The organism is Actinosynnema pretiosum (assembly GCF_024171695.1).
Taxonomy (GTDB): Bacteria; Actinomycetota; Actinomycetes; order Mycobacteriales; family Pseudonocardiaceae; genus Actinosynnema; species Actinosynnema pretiosum.
On the sequence record NZ_JAMTCF010000014.1, the window covers coordinates 199,351 to 215,606 of the forward strand.

Genomic DNA, 16,256 nt, shown 5'->3' on the forward strand with positions numbered 1-16,256 from the left:
TGACGGACGGCTCTTGGGCGGTGGGGCGGTGGCACTCTGCGCTGGCACACGCACGTGCGCCCACCACCCACAACCGCCCGGCCTCGACCGGCCTGGGTTGGTCGAACCCGACGCCCCCGACAACCACGGTGCCGGATCCGGTGCCGAAAGGACATGAAACCCCATGCAGGAGATCCGGGCACTGGCCGCGCCGGGCATCGCCGCCGATGCCGCCCCTGCCGCCCTGGTCGCTCGACCCTGCCGACCGCGCCCTCCCCCGCCCCCGCTCGGCGACCTCGTCCGCGCGGCGGCGGCCAACTGGCCCGACCGCCCCGCCGCCGTTGCCACCCTCATCGGCATTCCCCTCACCCCGGTCCTGGAGCGTGAGGCCCGGGAGGAAGCCGCAGGGGAGGCGATCACCGTCACCGTCGACGGCGTGTTCGGCAGTGACACCGTCGAGTACACGGCCATGCTGTTGATCACCGTATGCATCCGCAACCACGGCGTCGACGGCGCGCCAGCCCTTCCCAGCCGGGCCGAGTTCCTGGTCGGGCAGATCCATACCTCGGCCGAGATCCTGGAGACCTCTGGAGTGGATCTGCCCGACCAGAGCCACACCGTAGCCCAGCTGCGCGCCTATGCCCACACCCTCCACCCACAAGGATGGGACACGTGACCGCCCGCGCCGCGTTAGGGGTGAACGGCACCGGCTCTCCCCGCGTCCCCACCCCGGCACCCCAGCGGTGGCCCGACTGCGGCACGCGGCCCACGGCTGCGCGCGACGCCCGCCAGGCGGGTGCATGACAACCGTGGACGCGCACACCGTGCCTCTCGACGTCCCCGACCAGCCCTTCGGAAGCGCCATCTGCCATGTCTCGCAGAGCGTCGCAGTCAAGTTCGACATCCTCGGGCGCTACCTGTTCCACGGCCTGGACATGGTCCATGTCCGGATCCGCTCCATGACCGGTCTGTAGGGCGTGGTGGGAGAAACCCTACGGGTGCGATGGGGTGCCCTCGACGACATCACCACCAGCGGCCGGGAGATCACACCGGTGGACCTCACCCCCACCGCAACTGCGACAACTGGCACCACACCAGCCTCGCCCCCTGGCCCGAACCGACGCCCACGGCCCGATCACCGACCGCAACGTACTCGAACTGCTGTGGCTGGGCTCCTGCATCACCACAGCCAAACACGCCCCCGTTCGCCGGGCCGACCGGCGCACCTCGCTCGCCGACAGGCGAGCGGCACTGAGCCTGTCCCTCGGCACCCCGCCCGAGCACATCGACGAACTCGGCTACACCAGCGCGCAGTGGATGCGCGCCACCCGCCCGACCAGTTACCCGTCCACAAGGGGCCTACACCATGACCACCCGCACCGCGCCCGGCCGCGACAGCACAATCGACCTGCCGGGCTCCGAGGTGAACACCGCCACGAACGTCCTGTTCAGCCACGGATTCGGCAGGGTCTTCGCGTCCGTCGGTGCATCCTTCGACAGCATGCAGTGGGCCGAGGAGGAGATCGAGACCGCCCGCCACCAGCACCCGGCACACGCCGACCGGATCCACCACAGCTTCCTGCTGCTGTTGGCCAACCCGGACCTCACGCGGCTGGCCGACAGCGAGACGGTCTACCGCGCGCACTGCCGCGAACTGCTCGACCGGGTCGCGGCCGGCGCCGATACCCGACCGGGCACCGCGGCCGAGGTGTGCTGCGCGCTGCTGCACACCAGCCTGCTGGCACCGCTGACCTCGGCGGCCACGGGCCTGTGCCTGCGGATGTGGCAGGCCGCGGGCCTGCCGGAAATCCCAGGATTCACCGAGGCCGGTCGCTACCACGAGGCCCTGGAAAGCTCGCTCATCGACGAGCACGAGCAGTTCGCCCGCCGCAAGCTCACCGTTCCCGGCCGCCACCTCAGGGCCATCAAGTGCAACGGACGCCACAACAACCAGGACGTCGACTGCGTCTACTCGCCGACCGGCCAGCTCGCCATCGAGCTCTGAGCACGAGGCCGACGGCGACGCCTGTCGGGAGGGCGGTGGGGTCGGTGGAGGGAGAGCCGTGGAGCGGGCGCGGCCGGGGCTGTCGCTCCGCGCGAAGCCGATCAGACCGCGCCGGGTCCGCGGCGATGAACCCAGCCCGAAAAGCATGGGCTGGAACCCCCGCCGCCCCCTTCGGGGCCCGGCCACGGCCTGATGTCCGGCACGCGGAGCGACAGCCCTCTCAAAGCCGGACCCGCCCGGTGAGCGTTTGCCCGGCGGGCGAGGTCGAGCCCGCACGGTAAAGGAGCACGAGTTGGCACATCCGCTGGTCGTCCACCAGAGGTACGCCCGGTACGACGTCTACATCGGCCGGGGATCGAAGTGGGGCAACCCCTTCGTCATCGGCATCGACGGTACCCGCGACGAGGTCTGCGATCTCTACGAGCAGTGGTTGCCCGACCAACCGGAGTTGATGGCCGCGCTCGGCGAGTTGGCCGAGAAGACCCTCGGGTGCTCCTGCGCACCGGACCGTTGCCACGGCGACTTCCTCGCGCACTTAGCGGCCCGCGTGCCCGTTCCCAGCCCGTGGGGAGATGCGGTTCCCGCCGATGGGCTCACTGCGGCCATGGCACCGTTCTGACCCGTTCGTCGCGGCGGTGGGCCGGATGTCTCGGCCTACCGCGTCCGGCGCGCGATGTCGGCTCCCGACGCGGTCACGACGCTCGTCACTAGGCAGAACTTCTGTTGTCCGACGCCAGCTTGATCACTGCCGCTGCGATCGGACCTACCGATGGCAGCACTCCGGTCTCCGGGCCGTCCCATGTCACCCCTGACCATCTAAATGAGCGGACCGGTACTTCCTCACCGGCCCGCTTTCCAGACCCCGGTCGGGAGCTACGCCTTCTGGCGCCCGACCGGGATGCTCTGTGTCCACTCCGAACAGCACAGGACAAGAAGAGCCGGTGCCAATCCGGACGCAACGCTGACACTTCGGCACATCGAGGTGGCGCCCAGCAGACGGAGAAGGCTTCGCCTCTGACCGGTACGAGGCCGTTCCCATCGCCGAGAACACCCCACTACTCTGCCCCGCCACGCCAAGCCCTTGCCGAGCACGACCTATAGATACGGCCTGCTCGACCAGCACGCCGACCGGCCGCGACTGGTCGGTGTGGCCACCCTCGGTGTGCCGATGAGCGAGAAGGTCCTCACCAATCCCTTCCCCGGCCTGAACCCCTACGAGGAAAGTCTGGAATTCAACCGGCTCGTCCTGGCCCAGGACGTGGCGGGAAACGGGGAAAGCTGGTTCTGTACCAGGGTATTCTGGCACGTAGCTGGACACGGCGTCCGTAGCGTGGTGTCCTTCGGCGATCCGGTCGAACGCTGGCGCTCCGGACCGAACAGGCCGGAGCTGATCAAACCCGGTCACTGCGAAATCATCTACCAGGCACTGAATTTCGCACACCTAGGCCACTCCACCGTCCGCCCCCTGCCCCTGCTGCCCGATGCGAAGGTGCTCACCACCCGCGCACAGGCCAAGGTCACCGGCCACGAGACCGGTGCCGCCAGTGTCATCGCCTGCCTGGTCGCTCTGAGGGTCACAGCTCCGCAGGACGACGTCGACCTTCACCGGTGGCTGCGTGAAGCCCTGCATGCTATCGGCAGCCGCCGCGTCTGCCATCCCGGCAACCACCGCTACGCCCTGTGGATTGGCCGCACCCGCGGTGAACGCACGCGCACCGTCATCGGCATGGCCGTCGGCCGCTACCCGAAGCCGGACCTCCAGCTCCCGTTTCCCAACCGCGGCGACCGTCACCAGTCGGTAGATCACCGGTCCCACGATCCGTGACTGAGGCGACGAGCTAAGGCTGGCCGCACCCGCAGAACCAGACCATGGAGGAACATCTCATGTCGCACGTTGCTCCGCCGCCCGGAACCGCCGTCGAGCTCCGACAAGCCCATCGGTACACCGTCCACTCGGTAATCGAGCGAGGAGTGATTCTCCACTCGTCGATGACCTGGTTGATCGCCTACTTCCCAGGCGACCCGCTGCGGGCCGTTGACCCCGCCGCCCCGGCCTCAATCCGCGTCGTACCCACCGCAGAGGTCACGGCCTACCGCGAGCTGGTCGACTGCGATCCCGCGTGGGTCGCCAGTACCTGGGAGCACCTGGCTCAGGCAGGTCCCAGGTTGCTCCAGGCACCGCAGGCCGTGCGGGTCTGGGAAGTCGCGGCCGCGCTTGCGCGGCACCGGCTCGACGCGGACGTCACGTCGCTGATCACGCACGGACAGCTGGAGGCGTGGGCGGGCCGAACGTTGACTGGCCACGACCTGGCCCGGATCTGCGAGGCCATCCCGAACTCCTCCATCCCGGAAGCCTTCGGCATCATTGTCCACAGCATGGACAGCCAGGACGCCGAGGAGATCGCCGACCTGCGCGGCAGCATGGTCGACGGCTACGACGCCGAGCGTGTGAACCGGGTCCTCGGCCGCATCAGCGAGGTCTCCGGACTGCCGGTCGTGTGCGTCTGGGCCTACCGCGATGCGGTTGGATTCGGCGGCGACTCCGGCTTCTACATCGAGATCGACGGCCGACTGCACCACTGCGCCGGCGAACTGTGGCGATGGCTCAACACCCCCGAGGACCTCCCGGACGCGCCCACCGCCCCCGGCCCGCCCTCCAGCTGGGTGGGAGCACTGTCCGACCTCCACGAAGACCGACTCGCCCACGACGACGGGAACCACAACTACGCCCTCCGCGACGACCTCGACGCCGCAGAGGATTCACGCCCGGACCAGCGTCTGCTGGCCCTCGCCGAAGCCCTCCACGTCGACCCGCTCGACCTGGACGACACCGTGCACGACTTGGTCGACAAGTCGGCCAGCGCCATCAACAACGGTGGCTTGGACAAGCAGATTCCTTTCCTGGTCGACCAGCTCGGCGAAGTCGCGACCGAGCAGTTGCTGTCCCGCCACCTCATCGAGGCCAAGGCCGCCGCCACTGTGCTGGGCGATTTACTCGACGACTGACCACTCTCTCGTTCCCGCTCCGACCTGCCCCGACCGTGCACACGACTCAGGCTTTTTGTTGCTCTAGAACAAAAGCCGCTCACCTGTCCGTGCTTCTCGGAGGTGCTTTGCCCTGGTCGGCGCGACGCACGCTGGCCGACTCCGGCGTCCGCGCCAAACCACGCGGATCGAGTGCCACCGCCCTTCCTCTGGTCGGGCGGTACCCGGTCTACGGCGGCGGTTTGACCCGGCCCCTGCGCCAACAAAACGGCAAGCGCCGCGCCGAAGCGGCCAGCGCCTCAGCGGCTGACACGGACGCACCCGGTTCACAACGCCCCAGCCCAGGAGATTACGGAGGAAATCATGCCCGAATCCCACAATCCGGACATCATCGACCGGATCGACGCCCTCACCGACGACGCGGCCAGCTGGAGTGCGACCGGTGAGCACACCCAGTCCCGGTGGGCGACGCCCGCACCCGGTGCCATGACCGCGGTCGAGCTAGCCATGAACGGCGTCCGACCGGCGGACATCAGCCTGACCGACCCCGCCTCCGACATCGTCCGCCTGGTCGGCGACCCCGGCGTCGACCGGATCGTTCCCCTGCGCCGGATGCAGCTCTGGGTGGGGAAGGACAGCGCCACCGGCCCGGTCAACACCGGGGCCACCACGTTCCTGCATCGGCTGCTCGCCGCCGTCCGCGACGGCCGCTACGTCGCTGGCGACGCCGAGCGCGATCACGTTCGTGCTCTGCTCGACACCCCCGACCGCCTCCCGGTCATCCACGGTCCGTGCCTGATTACCGGCGTCGGCACCGAGGGCTCCCCGGCCTCGCTGGACGAGAACTTCACCAGTTGGTTCACCGGCGTACTCGACGGAGTCGCCCAGCTACGCCAGGCGCTCGCCATCGCCGTCGTTCAGGAACTCGGCATCCCCTCGGAGGCGATCGACCACATCGTCGTCATTCCACTCGACTGACCGGGGTGGCGGATACGCCCGGCCGACCAGCCGAGGCGGCGCGGGCCGGGCACGCCCACCACCCCGGCACACCACCCTCGCTCACGACAAGGACCCGTCATGCCCGAACTCTCCGCCGATCGACGCCCTCCGGCTCCGCGGACGTGCCGCCCGGCACCGTCGCGCAGGGCACTGATCCTCCGAGGCGTCGTCGGCGCGCTCGTCCTCGTGACAGTCTGCACCGCGGTGGCCGCCGTGGCGATCACCGGGCTTAACGCCGTGGCGTACGTCGGCCAGGTCGTCCAGCGCGATGTGGGCACCGCCGTGGACAACGGCATCCACCGCCTGCTCACCCCGTACTGCGCCCCACCTGCCGACCGGTAACCGAACCGCCCAGTCCCGCAGCCGGTCACCCTATCGATGAACCCGCCCGAACAGGGCTGGCTACGCCGCAGCCGCGTGCCCAATAGCCCTCCTCTGTGGATCGTGCGCCCGCACGATGGACCCAGTCGCGGCATCGACCGGGACGCCGACCGCCGCCGGTTCCGCGTCACCCGCCGGTAGGAGTTCACCCAGACCGCACCGGTAGGGCACGGCATCGCTGCGCAGCGCGGCCCGCGCCGCCGGCGATCCCGGCGAGTTCGCCATGCACCTGATCGACCAGCTCGGCGGGCACGGTTACCGCGTCAGGCCCGCCTGGGACACCGACGCCAACCACCAGGCACGACTGATCACCATCGCCGAACAGACCTGGCACGGCGGCCCGACCGCTGCGGTGCGCGTGCTCATCGTCGCGCTCGCACACCGCCTCGTCTCCGTGCCCGACGGTCGCCTCGCCATGACGGGCCGTGGCGTCGGCTGAGCACCGTCCCCGCCCGATGGGGCGCTCGCATGGTGCGGCGGCGCCGGGCCGGGGTCAAGCCCAACAGCAGGGCTTGACCCCTTACCGCAGGCACCACCGCCACCCGAGCACGCCCCACCGACCTGGGCGACACCACCTCGGTGACCACCAACCGGAGATGCCCACAAGAAATCCCCGGTACCGGTACCGGATTTCCCTCATCCCAATCCCTTTCAGGAGAACTTCCGCATGTCTGCATGGGTTGTTTCCAGCGGCCACATCGACGTTCTCGTCCACGCGCTGGCGCAGTACGGAGTCGTTCCCTCCGATCTCGGCGCTGTCAGGTTCCGCGAGTTGGGCCAAGCGCTGTGGTCCGAGAACCACAAGTCGGTCAACCACCGCTACCGCGAGGACACCCGCACGCCGCGCTACGAGCTGCACACCACCGAGGCCACCCTCGACCCGATCGTGGTGCTCAAGGCCGTGGCCTGCTTCGAGTACCAGAGCTGCGAGCACCCGAGCTGGCCCGACAGCGAGGCCCACGACCTGATGGAGGCGCTGCACATCGCGGTCCTCGAGCGGCACCCCGACCTCGGCGAGCGGGTGAAGGGACCGTTCGGCGAGACCTACCGCTACAAAACCCTGCCCGCCTGGGAAAGCGCCCCCTGGGGCATCGACGTACTCGAAGACGTCATCCCCGTGCCCGCCTGACCGGACCGCGGGCCGCCAGGCTTCCGGCGGCCCGCACCCACCGGAACCGCCTCACCGCGCCGGCGCCCAGCGGATCTGCGCCGCGCTGCCGCGCCTCGTTGCCGCACCGCCGCCAACCCCAGCCGGAGCGCACCTCTGTCGTATGCCAGCGGCCAGCCGCCATCGATTTGCCCGGTGTCGATGAATGGATCACGCATGGCTGTCCTGAATCCCGACCTGTCCATCGACACGATCGCCGACCCGGATACACCGCCCGCCACCGGCCTGATCTGTGTCGGGTACCTCACCAGCAGCGTCCACCAGCTGCGCGACCGGCTCGGCCCACCCCAGCTCGGGCTCGCCCCGGACTGCGTGACCGATGCCTGGATCCTGCGCACCCCGGTCGGGGCTGCCCACCTGTGGGCGGGCACCGCCGCCATGGCCGAGGAACTCGACGCCGAACGCCGGTGGCTGATTCTCGCCACCACCGACGGCATCCGGCCCTGGGGCTACGGTGTCCTGCCCTGGGTCTACAAGGCAGTCCATGGCTCGACCGCGGCGTTTCCCACCGCCGCTCTCCCGCACTTCACCGAGGCCACCCTGTACGGCTTCGGCCACGCCTACCTCGACTACCTCTACCTACGGACGGACGCCGAATCACGCCGCCGTGACCAACTCGATCGGACCGCTCCGGACTTCCCCACCCACCTGCGCCGCCTCCAGCAGCTCAACACGATGCTGCTCCAGCTCGCCGAAGCCCTGCACGACTACGAATGGGCCCACGCCGGCCAGGCCGACCGCGCGGAATGGGCGCGCATGCAGCGCCCCACGCCCAACGAAGGGCTGCGGTACTGGAAGGCCCGCAGCCGCTGGCTGTATCCGTCGACCACCGGACCGCACGACGGCGATCCCGACCTCCCCGGAAGGCTGCGTCGCTTGGCCGACACAGCGCGGGACAACCGGGATTCGCTGCTGGAGATCGCGCCTGAGAGGGATCTCGTCCTGCATGACGAGCACGAGCAGACGCTGCGCGCCCTGGCAGATATTCCCATCCCAGGCATGGACGCCCTCCAGTTCCCCCGCGCCTGATCCACAGCCACCGGCCACCAACCTGAACTCGGCAACAAAGAGGGAGTCGGCGCTGCTGGCCCGCCCGGTGGGGCGCTCGCACGGTGTGCCAACGCCAGGCCGGGGTCAAGCCGGGAACAGCACCCGGCTTGACCCCGTTGCCCGGCGCCCGCGCCACCCGAGCGCGCCCCACCGAACGGGGCGGCACCACCCCGGTGACTAGGACCAAGCACATCCCCTTGCGGGACATGCGGCTCGGCACCCCGGCGCGCATCCGCGCCCGCAGGACCTACCACCCGCTCGCCCGCCCGAAACCGAGCACGAAAGGGGGCCTCGTCGTGGCCAAGCTGTCCCATGAGCAGGAACGCGAGCACGCCAAGGCGTGCCAGCTGATCGACCTTCCCCGCGACCTGACCGACGAGGAACGTGCGTTCGTCCTCGACAACTGGCAGGCATCCTGCACCGCCAGATCGGCCTCCGACCGGGCGTACTTCACCCCGGCTGGGCTGGCCCGGGACATGGCTGTGCACGTCGGCGGGGACCGGATCCTCGACCTGGCCGCCGGCATCGGCCGGCTCGCGTTCCACTGCCGCGACCTGCGAGCACGCCCGCCGCGGCCCGGACCGGAGCTCGTGTGTATCGAGCGCAACCCCGCCTACGTGCGCGTCGGCCGCCGGGTACTGCCCGAGGCCCGATGGATCTGCGCGGACATCACGGCCATCCCGCGCATGCGCGACACCCTCGGCGAGTTCGATTGCGTCATCTCCAACCCGCCCTACGGCGCCATTCCCCGCGCCGTCGACGCCACCAGCGGCTACCGCGGCCGCCGCTTCGAATACCACGCCATCGCCCTGGCCGCGATGGTCGCCCGCCGAGGCGTGTTCCTGGTCCCGCAGGTCGCGGTCCCCTTCCGCTACTCCGGCATGCCGAGGATCGAATCGGGCACAGGCGATGCCGAGTACCGCAAGTTCGCCGCGGCGACCGGCATCGAACTGGAGATGAACTGCGGCATCGACACCACCCAGTACCGGCAGGACTGGCAGGGCATCGCCTCGCAGGTGGAGATCGTGCACGCCGATTTCACCGAGCGGTCCGTAGCCACCGCGCGCCCCGAAGCCGCGCAGGAACGGCACGGCCAATTGGCGCTGTCGAGCCACTAGCCGACGCGAGCAGCGCCTCCTCCTCGCCCTCGCGCGGGCCGCAGCACCAGGTCCTCGACCACCTCCGGCTGCCGAAGCGGCCACCCTGTGATCGAACGGAGCCCCATGATGACCAGCGGCAACCATTGGTTCACCGAACCCGACCGCTCCACCACACCGGCCGTCACCGCAGCGGAGGACACCAGCGCCCCAGTGCCCCTAGCAGCACCGAATGTCGGCACCCCGCTCTTCGACGAACTCGCTGCCACCTACGCCACCACGGCGGCCGCAGCACCAGCCACATCCGCGGCGACAGCGGCCGTGTCGAGCGAAGCACCGGTTCCGAGGCCGTGCACCGGCTCGACCGACGCCGCCGCATCCAGCCTCGCCCCGGCCGCCGCGGTGCTGGACCTGTTCACTCGAATCAAGCGGATCGAGGACGGGGACGGCAGCTGGAGCGGAGGCGACACTGTCGCCGTGCTCTCCCTGTGGTTCGCCGAGTTCGGCATTGACGTCTCCACCGACGCGACGGCCGCCGCCCGGTCGCTGCGCATGCCTGCCCGGTTCACCTCCATGCTCACCGCTCCGACAGCGGACGAACCCGGCCTGATCATCCACGTGCGCACCGACAACAGCAGCCCTCTGGACGACGCCCACTCCTACCTCGCCGCGCTGGTCCAAGGCCTGGGTGAGCAGACGAGCGCCGCAGTGTTCGACACCGCTGGCGACCAGATCGCCCACTTCGCCTACTGAGCCGCCCCCGCCCAACGCTGTCCCGCGACCGCCCGCGCCTTCCACATACAGAAGGTCGCACCGTGCCGCCCGAAGGAGCCCGTCGTGCCCCTCGCTCACGCTCCCGACGCGGCCCAGGTTGCCGCCGCCGTCGGCATCACCGCCGACACCGGCACGGACTACCGGTTCACCGACGGCTACGCCGTCACCTACACCGGTACGCCCGCCCACCTGGCGCTATCCGCCCTCGCCCGCCGTGACCTCACCACCGGAATCCACCCTGACCAGCCCACCGTGGCCGTCGGCATCCGCGACACCGCCCGTCTCCTGATCGACTGGTTCACCAGCAAGCACACCGATCCGCAGCACGAGGCCGAGTTCGCCGCACTGCCGGCGATGCGGGTGTGCGAGTTGGTGGTCTACCTGTGCCTGCACGGCAACGCCGCCAAGCTGCGCCAAGTGGGACCGACCTCGCTGCGCTACTACACCGACCACCTGCTGCACGATCCCGTGCCCAGCACCGAACACCCGTTGCCGACGCTGATCGACGGGTACTACCAGGCGCTGCAGGCCCCCGGCGACAGGCCGGGAACCCGGCTCCAGGTCACCGCGATCGCGCCCGACGACACCGACGAGATCACCGTACCGATGCACATCCACGCCAGCGAGGACGTCCACTGGCGGTTTACTGCGGCAATCCCGGTCCCCGTCGACAGGCTCAACGAGCTGCTGCTGGACCCTGACTACCTCACCGGGGACTACCTGTCCGACAACCGCGAGCTGATCGACGAGTACCTGGTCTGCGCCGCCGGCGACACCGACGAGGGCCTCCAAATCACCGGCCGCCTGGCCAGCCCCGCGGCGGTCGAACTCGACGCCCCATCAGCCGCCCCCGTGCGGGTCAAGCTGTTTTTCGTCGGCCCTGACCGCGATACCGCCTTGGTTACCACTCCGTTCTCCTCACGCGAGCTCGCCGAGCAGGCCGCTGGCGTCGAGGACCGGATCTTCGGCATCGGCATCGATGTCGACACCGATGCGGTGTACGCCTTGCCGCCCGTCCCACGTTCCCGACGCCTGAACTTCTGCTAATGGGTGTGGCAGTTGCGCCGTTTGCCCGTCCGCGGCTGAAGCAACCGACGCCCTTGCATCTGCTCGTCGCACAGTCCCCATCGCGATAGGGAAGTCCGCGGCCAGGCCGCGGACTTCCCGTTGGCACCGTCGTCGAGCGTCGCAGCAGCGAAATCCGGAAACGACCGAGCGGGATGCACAGCGAACGGCCCTGACCCGCGTCGCCCCGGTCGTGGTGGGGCGACCGCACTCTGCGCCGACAGCGGGCCGGGGGCAAGACCCAACCGCAGGGGCTTGCCCCCTTTCCCGCAGCCGACGCCGGACGAGTGCGCCCCACCGCGACCGGGGCGGCACCAGCTCGCTGTCCGCGAGAGTAGCGAACTCCATTGTGGATAGTGAAAAATTCAACGGAGGAACAACATTATGTACTACCTGCACCCCAACACCACCGTGCCTGGCGCGCCGCTGACTCCGGCCGCCCCGGGCCGCCGCAGCGCCTGGGCGAGGCTGGGCACCAACGTCGCGAACGCTGGCAGCGCCCAGGAGGCGCTGGTCGCCGCAGGTCTGGCCGGATGGAACATCCGCAAGGTCAAGATGAGCGGCGCCGCCCTGAGCGTCGACGGGGTGACCTCGATCGACAACCCCGAGAAGGTCATGCTCGTGCGCACCGACCCTCGGACGGGGAAGCCGCGCTACCTGTCCACCGTGGGTCGCAACTACGGCGTGCACCAGAACGAGGCGGGCGCCGCCCTGATCGACACCCTCGTCGCCGAGTCCGGTGCCCGCGGCACCGGCTACGCCGGCGAAATCGAGAACGGTCGCAGGACCTTCGTCACCATCGAGCTGCCCGGCACGATGCACGTCGACGGCACCGACGTCCTCACCCTGCACCTGGTCGTGTTCAACAGCCACGACGGCAGCTCCGCGTTCCGCGTGATGATCGTGCCGTTCCGACCCTTCTGCGCCAACCAGCAGAACATCGCTATCCGCGAGCAGGTCTCCAGCGTGTCCATCCGGCACACCAGGAAGTCGACGATCAACGTGGAGGAGATCCGCAGCAAGCTCGGCCTGCTCTACGCCTACAGCTCGGCGTTCGAGGCCGAGGCACAGCGGCTGATCCGTACATCGATGAGCGACGCCGAGTTCCACGACCTGATCCGCGAGGTGTGGCCGGTCAAGAATAACGCCACGGCCCGCACCCTCAACAACGCCGAACGTCGCATCGGCCAGCTCACCCGCCTGTGGACCTCCGCGCAGACCCAGGCACCCATCCGTGGCAGCCGCTGGGCCGCGTTCCAGGCCTTCACCGAGTACCTGGACCACCACGCCCCGGCCAAGACCCCCGACATCCGCGCGAACCGGGTCCTGGTCGGCGACGACGTGGCCAAGCGCAAGCAGCTCACCTGGGACCTGCTGACCGTCTGACCGCGATGCGTCCTGCCCGACGCAGTGCCGGGCGGGCCCTGAGCACGAAGGCCGATGTTATGCGCCCGCGAAGGGAACATACCCGGACCAGGGGGTACTCACCGGCCGCAAGCCTGGCGGGAAAGCTAAGCGGAATAGCCGATCAACGACCCGATCACACCGGCGTGGCGCCCCACCTTGACGCACCGCGCTCCATGTCCGCGCCGGCCGGGGTGAAGCCCCCCCCGGCCGGCGCGCCGACCTCACAAGCCGGAGAAACCCATGTTCGTCCCGGTCAATGCACCCACCACCCTCAAGGTTTTGTTCGAGAAGGCAGCCGAGCACGAGGCCGCAGTGATCCGCCGCGTCGCCCTCCTCGGTGATCTCCCCCTGCTGTGCCGGTGCGGAGTCTTCAATCCCTCCGGTACCGAGCGGTGCGAGAACTACAGCACTCGCGTGCTCGCCACGACCGAACCGCGCACCGTCGAGGCCGTCCGCCTGGCTGCAGTAGGGGCCTGCCTAGACGAGGAGCACGCCGACAGTGACGCCCGGTTCGCCGCCGCCTGCCGCAGTGGATCCTGCGGAGGCATGGAAGTCGAGGTCGCCGACGAGGTGCTCGCCGGGGCCGAGCACTACCGCTACCCCCACGCCTTGCCGGTCATCGCCGACGAAATCATCGCCGATGTCGAAACCCGCTCCCGCACCTCCGATCGCGGGGTGAGCCGGTGAGCTGGTACACCGTCGTCGGCCTGGTCCAGCGCGCCACCGGGGTCCTGGAGATCGCAGCCGTGCTCCCCGGCCACGTCGACACCTGCGACCTGCAGGAGAACGCCGAGACCGTGCGCTGGAGCTGCTACGTCACCGCCGATGACGTCTACGAAGCCGAGACCTTCGCTCACTACCGGCACCGGTTCGGCGGAGTTCCCACCGAACACCGTGCGATCGAGCTGACGCTAGGTAGCGTCGTCGTCGACGAGAACAACGACGGCCACCGCGTCCACCTGCTGTCCCTCGACGGGGACATCGTCCGGGTCTGGTTCGACGAGAGCGACCACGAGCCCGCCCAATTCGACACGAACGCGCCCGTGCGCGCCGTGCTCACCCCGACCACCTGAACCCAAGGTTCCTGACGACCGTCAGCGCCCTCACCCGGCCTTGACCACTCCCAAGGAAGAAGCCCCTGTCCTGCAACGACCTGGCGATTTTCGGCGACGGCAGGTCCGTGTCCGTCCCCACACCGCTGTCACTGCGGTTGCTGCCCCACCCGTCCGGGTCGCTGGTTCACGTCATCGTCGATGGCCCACCCGGCGCGGTCGAGCTGCAGATCCGACCCGCCCTGCTGGGCACCTTCGGAGGTGGCATGTCAGTCGAGTTCCATTCCCGGCAACCCGTGTACGGCGCGGAGACACCGATGCCGCACTGCGAGGTGTTGGGCAGAGCGGACTGTTTGCGGACGGCATGACTCTGGGCCCCGACAGCAAGTTCGAGGAGTAGTTCCGGACCCGCGACGGCCAGGCCATCGTTGACGCCCACAGCCCGTACTGGGACGCCGCGTTCGGCCACGGTCATGTGTGCTCGCCGTCGTGGCGGCCTGCCGCCACGACGGCGAGCCGTGGACGACGATGCCGGGTTGGTTGGTCGCCCCTGACGTCTACACCGCACTCGCCCCGGCCACCGGCGTCGTCGTCGAACACGCCGCAGACCACCTCGCGCCACAGCGCCGTGCGCAACCGAACGACAGGAGAAACCGTTGACCAGTCTCAAACCCGATGGCGCGCTGGAGACCCGGCTGTGCCGGGCCCGGCAGTCCGTCGAGGCCGCCCAAGACCAGTTGCACGAGGCGCTGCTGGGCGATGTGGCCCGCATCGTGCGCGACGCCCTGCCGACCGCCACCGACCTCGTGCTGGAGGTCAACGACCGGCACCACCACAACCAGCCGCCTCTCCGCGTCGGCCTGCGCGAAGTCTGGGGTCCCACCATCGCCGGTGGCCAGGTCGGCACGCTGTGGGGCCACGGCCGCGCTCAGAGCGCAGTGCAGCCCGCTTACCGCGCCGACGAGGGCACCGCCTGGCCTGCCGTCGTCGCGCACATCGAATACCTGCTCGCTCAAGCGATTGGCGCCGAAACCGCTGGCATGTGGTGGGAGCCGGAGGAGCAGGACGGCCGGACCGTCTGCTGGTGCCCGCTGCCCACCTCCGATCAAGTCAACCTGCTCCAGGCCGAGCAGCCGCGACTCCTGGCCGCCTGTCTCCACGACGACACCAACACCCGGTACGGAGGCGAGGTCTGGTTCTCCCGCCCGGTTGCGCGCCCGACGATGGCGGTTACCGGGGTGGCCATCACAGCCGTCATCGTCGACGACGTGATCACGTCGAGATCGACCCGGCGGGGACGGACCCTCAAGTGATAACCCCAGGACACCTCGATCCGTGTGCTGCTCGCAGACAGAGCGATGCCCACCCGATCCAGCCCGCCGCAGAGCACGGAGGGCGAGATGTCTGCGGTCCCGTTATCTTGCTCTCCGGTGCCGGATCGGACGTCGAACCGATTCCCGCCGTTACCACCCCATCCGCTCCGGACACCGCAAGGGAAAGCACCGGGCACCTGGTGGCCACCCCGGATGCCGCGGTGGAGACGGTGAGCCGACTGAAGGACCTGCTGGACTGGTACGACGGCGACGGCCGGATGCGCTACGGCGACAGCGCCGAGGACGTAGTGCACGACAACGGCCGTCGCGCCGGATTCGCCACCCGTGCCGTCGTGTCCTACGCCGAGCACACCGGTCTACTGAACGACCACAACGACGAGTACCCGGCCACCGCCATCGCAGACCTGCTCGGCGACCTGCGACACCTGGCCGACTCTCTCGGCCTGGATTACGCCGAACTCGACCACCGCGGCCAGGACCACTACGTGTCCGAACTGCACGACGAGTCCTGACCGACGCCGGGAGTCCCCACGGGTGCCGCCCCTCCGGTGGTGGATCGCGACGACCCTGCACGACCGGTCACGTGGGGGCAAGAACCGCACTTGCCCCCACGCACCCGGTCGTGCCACCGGGCCGCGCTCCACCACCGGAGAAACAGCACCCATGACACGAGGAGCTTGTCCAATGTGGAATGAAATTCTCGGTGCTCTGGCCATCTTGGGCATGGTCATGATGGGCGTGGTCGTACTCCCTGCGGCACCCAAACTGGTCGACGCGATCTGCGACCGCATCCGCTACGGCACCGGGAAGCCATTCGACGACCCCGACGATGAGCAGGAGCAGGACGAGGAGCCAGCCGTGCCGACAGTCGAGACCGCTGTCAAGCCCGTCGCCACCGCGAAGCCCGCCGCGACCCGCACCGCAGCATGACCACCTCGACCGGTCACAACCCGGCCCCGG

General features: G+C 69.3%; 20 protein-coding genes. All 20 read left to right on the plus strand.

Features of this window, described 5'->3' with window-relative positions:
* Positions 1–163: 163 nt before the first annotated feature.
* The 20 genes from LV78_RS27490 to LV78_RS27585 all read left to right on the plus strand — a co-directional run bounded on the left by LV78_RS27490 (position 164) and on the right by LV78_RS27585 (position 16,226).
* Complete coding sequence (locus LV78_RS27490) at positions 164–655, plus strand: hypothetical protein (protein WP_253848542.1); 492 nt, start codon at positions 164–166, stop codon at positions 653–655.
* A 124-nt stretch (positions 656–779) separates the two neighbouring features.
* Positions 780–953 (plus strand): hypothetical protein, encoded by a 174-nt coding sequence (locus LV78_RS27495; protein WP_253848543.1) that lies wholly within the window; start codon positions 780–782, stop codon positions 951–953.
* A gap of 392 nt (positions 954–1,345) precedes the next feature.
* Positions 1,346–1,984 carry a hypothetical protein gene (locus LV78_RS27500; protein ID WP_253848544.1) on the plus strand — a complete coding sequence of 213 codons (639 nt, stop codon included), beginning with the start codon at positions 1,346–1,348 and terminating at the stop codon, positions 1,982–1,984.
* 292 nt (positions 1,985–2,276) lie between these two features.
* Positions 2,277–2,603 carry a DUF4326 domain-containing protein gene (locus LV78_RS27505; protein ID WP_253848545.1) on the plus strand — a complete coding sequence of 109 codons (327 nt, stop codon included), beginning with the start codon at positions 2,277–2,279 and terminating at the stop codon, positions 2,601–2,603.
* Between the two features lie 462 nt (positions 2,604–3,065).
* Complete coding sequence (locus LV78_RS27510; protein ID WP_253848546.1) at positions 3,066–3,809, plus strand: Mom family adenine methylcarbamoylation protein; 744 nt, start codon at positions 3,066–3,068, stop codon at positions 3,807–3,809.
* A 164-nt stretch (positions 3,810–3,973) separates the two neighbouring features.
* Positions 3,974–4,990 carry a hypothetical protein gene (locus tag LV78_RS27515; protein ID WP_253848547.1) on the plus strand — a complete coding sequence of 339 codons (1,017 nt, stop codon included), beginning with the start codon at positions 3,974–3,976 and terminating at the stop codon, positions 4,988–4,990.
* Positions 4,991–5,332: 342 nt separating this feature from the next.
* Entirely contained in the window at positions 5,333–5,947 is a 615-nt protein-coding gene (locus tag LV78_RS27520) for a hypothetical protein (protein WP_253848548.1), read from the plus strand.
* Between the two features lie 207 nt (positions 5,948–6,154).
* Entirely contained in the window at positions 6,155–6,310 is a 156-nt protein-coding gene (locus LV78_RS27525; RefSeq protein WP_253848549.1) for a hypothetical protein, read from the plus strand.
* 262 nt (positions 6,311–6,572) lie between these two features.
* Positions 6,573–6,788, plus strand: coding sequence for a hypothetical protein (locus LV78_RS27530; protein ID WP_253848550.1), 216 nt, complete (start codon positions 6,573–6,575; stop codon positions 6,786–6,788).
* A 228-nt stretch (positions 6,789–7,016) separates the two neighbouring features.
* Positions 7,017–7,478, plus strand: coding sequence for a hypothetical protein (locus tag LV78_RS27535; RefSeq protein WP_253848551.1), 462 nt, complete (start codon positions 7,017–7,019; stop codon positions 7,476–7,478).
* 195 nt (positions 7,479–7,673) lie between these two features.
* The gene (locus LV78_RS27540) at positions 7,674–8,546 is read left to right on the plus strand and encodes a hypothetical protein (RefSeq protein ID WP_253848552.1); all 873 of its coding nucleotides are present in this window, start codon (positions 7,674–7,676) and stop codon (positions 8,544–8,546) included.
* 227 nt (positions 8,547–8,773) lie between these two features.
* On the plus strand, positions 8,774–9,685 hold the full coding sequence (locus LV78_RS27545; RefSeq protein WP_253848553.1) for a class I SAM-dependent methyltransferase: 912 nt from the start codon (positions 8,774–8,776) through the stop codon (positions 9,683–9,685).
* A gap of 108 nt (positions 9,686–9,793) precedes the next feature.
* Positions 9,794–10,417, plus strand: a complete 624-nt coding sequence (locus tag LV78_RS27550; RefSeq protein WP_253848554.1) for a hypothetical protein — start codon at positions 9,794–9,796, stop codon at positions 10,415–10,417.
* Positions 10,418–10,501: 84 nt separating this feature from the next.
* A complete protein-coding gene (locus LV78_RS27555; RefSeq protein ID WP_253848555.1) occupies positions 10,502–11,485 on the plus strand; it encodes a hypothetical protein in 984 nt (327 codons plus the stop codon).
* A gap of 402 nt (positions 11,486–11,887) precedes the next feature.
* Positions 11,888–12,889 (plus strand): DUF932 domain-containing protein, encoded by a 1,002-nt coding sequence (locus LV78_RS27560; protein WP_253848556.1) that lies wholly within the window; start codon positions 11,888–11,890, stop codon positions 12,887–12,889.
* A gap of 261 nt (positions 12,890–13,150) precedes the next feature.
* Positions 13,151–13,597, plus strand: a complete 447-nt coding sequence (locus LV78_RS27565) for a hypothetical protein (protein ID WP_253848557.1) — start codon at positions 13,151–13,153, stop codon at positions 13,595–13,597.
* Positions 13,594–13,983, plus strand: a complete 390-nt coding sequence (locus LV78_RS27570; protein ID WP_253848558.1) for a hypothetical protein — start codon at positions 13,594–13,596, stop codon at positions 13,981–13,983. The genes LV78_RS27565 and LV78_RS27570 overlap by 4 nt, the downstream gene beginning before the upstream one ends.
* A gap of 635 nt (positions 13,984–14,618) precedes the next feature.
* Positions 14,619–15,275 (plus strand): hypothetical protein, encoded by a 657-nt coding sequence (locus LV78_RS27575; RefSeq protein ID WP_253848559.1) that lies wholly within the window; start codon positions 14,619–14,621, stop codon positions 15,273–15,275.
* A gap of 230 nt (positions 15,276–15,505) precedes the next feature.
* Complete coding sequence (locus LV78_RS27580; RefSeq protein WP_253848560.1) at positions 15,506–15,808, plus strand: hypothetical protein; 303 nt, start codon at positions 15,506–15,508, stop codon at positions 15,806–15,808.
* Between the two features lie 172 nt (positions 15,809–15,980).
* Positions 15,981–16,226 carry a hypothetical protein gene (locus LV78_RS27585; protein ID WP_253848561.1) on the plus strand — a complete coding sequence of 82 codons (246 nt, stop codon included), beginning with the start codon at positions 15,981–15,983 and terminating at the stop codon, positions 16,224–16,226.
* Positions 16,227–16,256 lie beyond the last annotated feature (30 nt).

What these genes read in the sequence shown, in the direction of transcription:
- LV78_RS27490 (WP_253848542.1), top strand. Translation starts at nt 164, where the DNA reads ATGCAGGAGATCCGGGCACTGGCCGCGCCGGGCATCGCCGCCGATGCC.
- LV78_RS27495 (WP_253848543.1), top strand. Translation starts at nt 780, where the DNA reads ATGACAACCGTGGACGCGCACACCGTGCCTCTCGACGTCCCCGACCAG.
- LV78_RS27500 (WP_253848544.1), top strand. Translation starts at nt 1,346, where the DNA reads ATGACCACCCGCACCGCGCCCGGCCGCGACAGCACAATCGACCTGCCG.
- LV78_RS27515 (WP_253848547.1), top strand. Translation starts at nt 3,974, where the DNA reads ATGACCTGGTTGATCGCCTACTTCCCAGGCGACCCGCTGCGGGCCGTT.
- LV78_RS27520 (WP_253848548.1), top strand. Translation starts at nt 5,333, where the DNA reads ATGCCCGAATCCCACAATCCGGACATCATCGACCGGATCGACGCCCTC.
- LV78_RS27530 (WP_253848550.1), top strand. Translation starts at nt 6,573, where the DNA reads ATGCACCTGATCGACCAGCTCGGCGGGCACGGTTACCGCGTCAGGCCC.
- LV78_RS27535 (WP_253848551.1), top strand. Translation starts at nt 7,017, where the DNA reads ATGTCTGCATGGGTTGTTTCCAGCGGCCACATCGACGTTCTCGTCCAC.
- LV78_RS27540 (WP_253848552.1), top strand. Translation starts at nt 7,674, where the DNA reads ATGGCTGTCCTGAATCCCGACCTGTCCATCGACACGATCGCCGACCCG.
- LV78_RS27545 (WP_253848553.1), top strand. Translation starts at nt 8,774, where the DNA reads ATGCGGCTCGGCACCCCGGCGCGCATCCGCGCCCGCAGGACCTACCAC.
- LV78_RS27550 (WP_253848554.1), top strand. Translation starts at nt 9,794, where the DNA reads ATGACCAGCGGCAACCATTGGTTCACCGAACCCGACCGCTCCACCACA.
- LV78_RS27560 (WP_253848556.1), top strand. Translation starts at nt 11,888, where the DNA reads ATGTACTACCTGCACCCCAACACCACCGTGCCTGGCGCGCCGCTGACT.
- LV78_RS27565 (WP_253848557.1), top strand. Translation starts at nt 13,151, where the DNA reads ATGTTCGTCCCGGTCAATGCACCCACCACCCTCAAGGTTTTGTTCGAG.
- LV78_RS27585 (WP_253848561.1), top strand. Translation starts at nt 15,981, where the DNA reads ATGTGGAATGAAATTCTCGGTGCTCTGGCCATCTTGGGCATGGTCATG.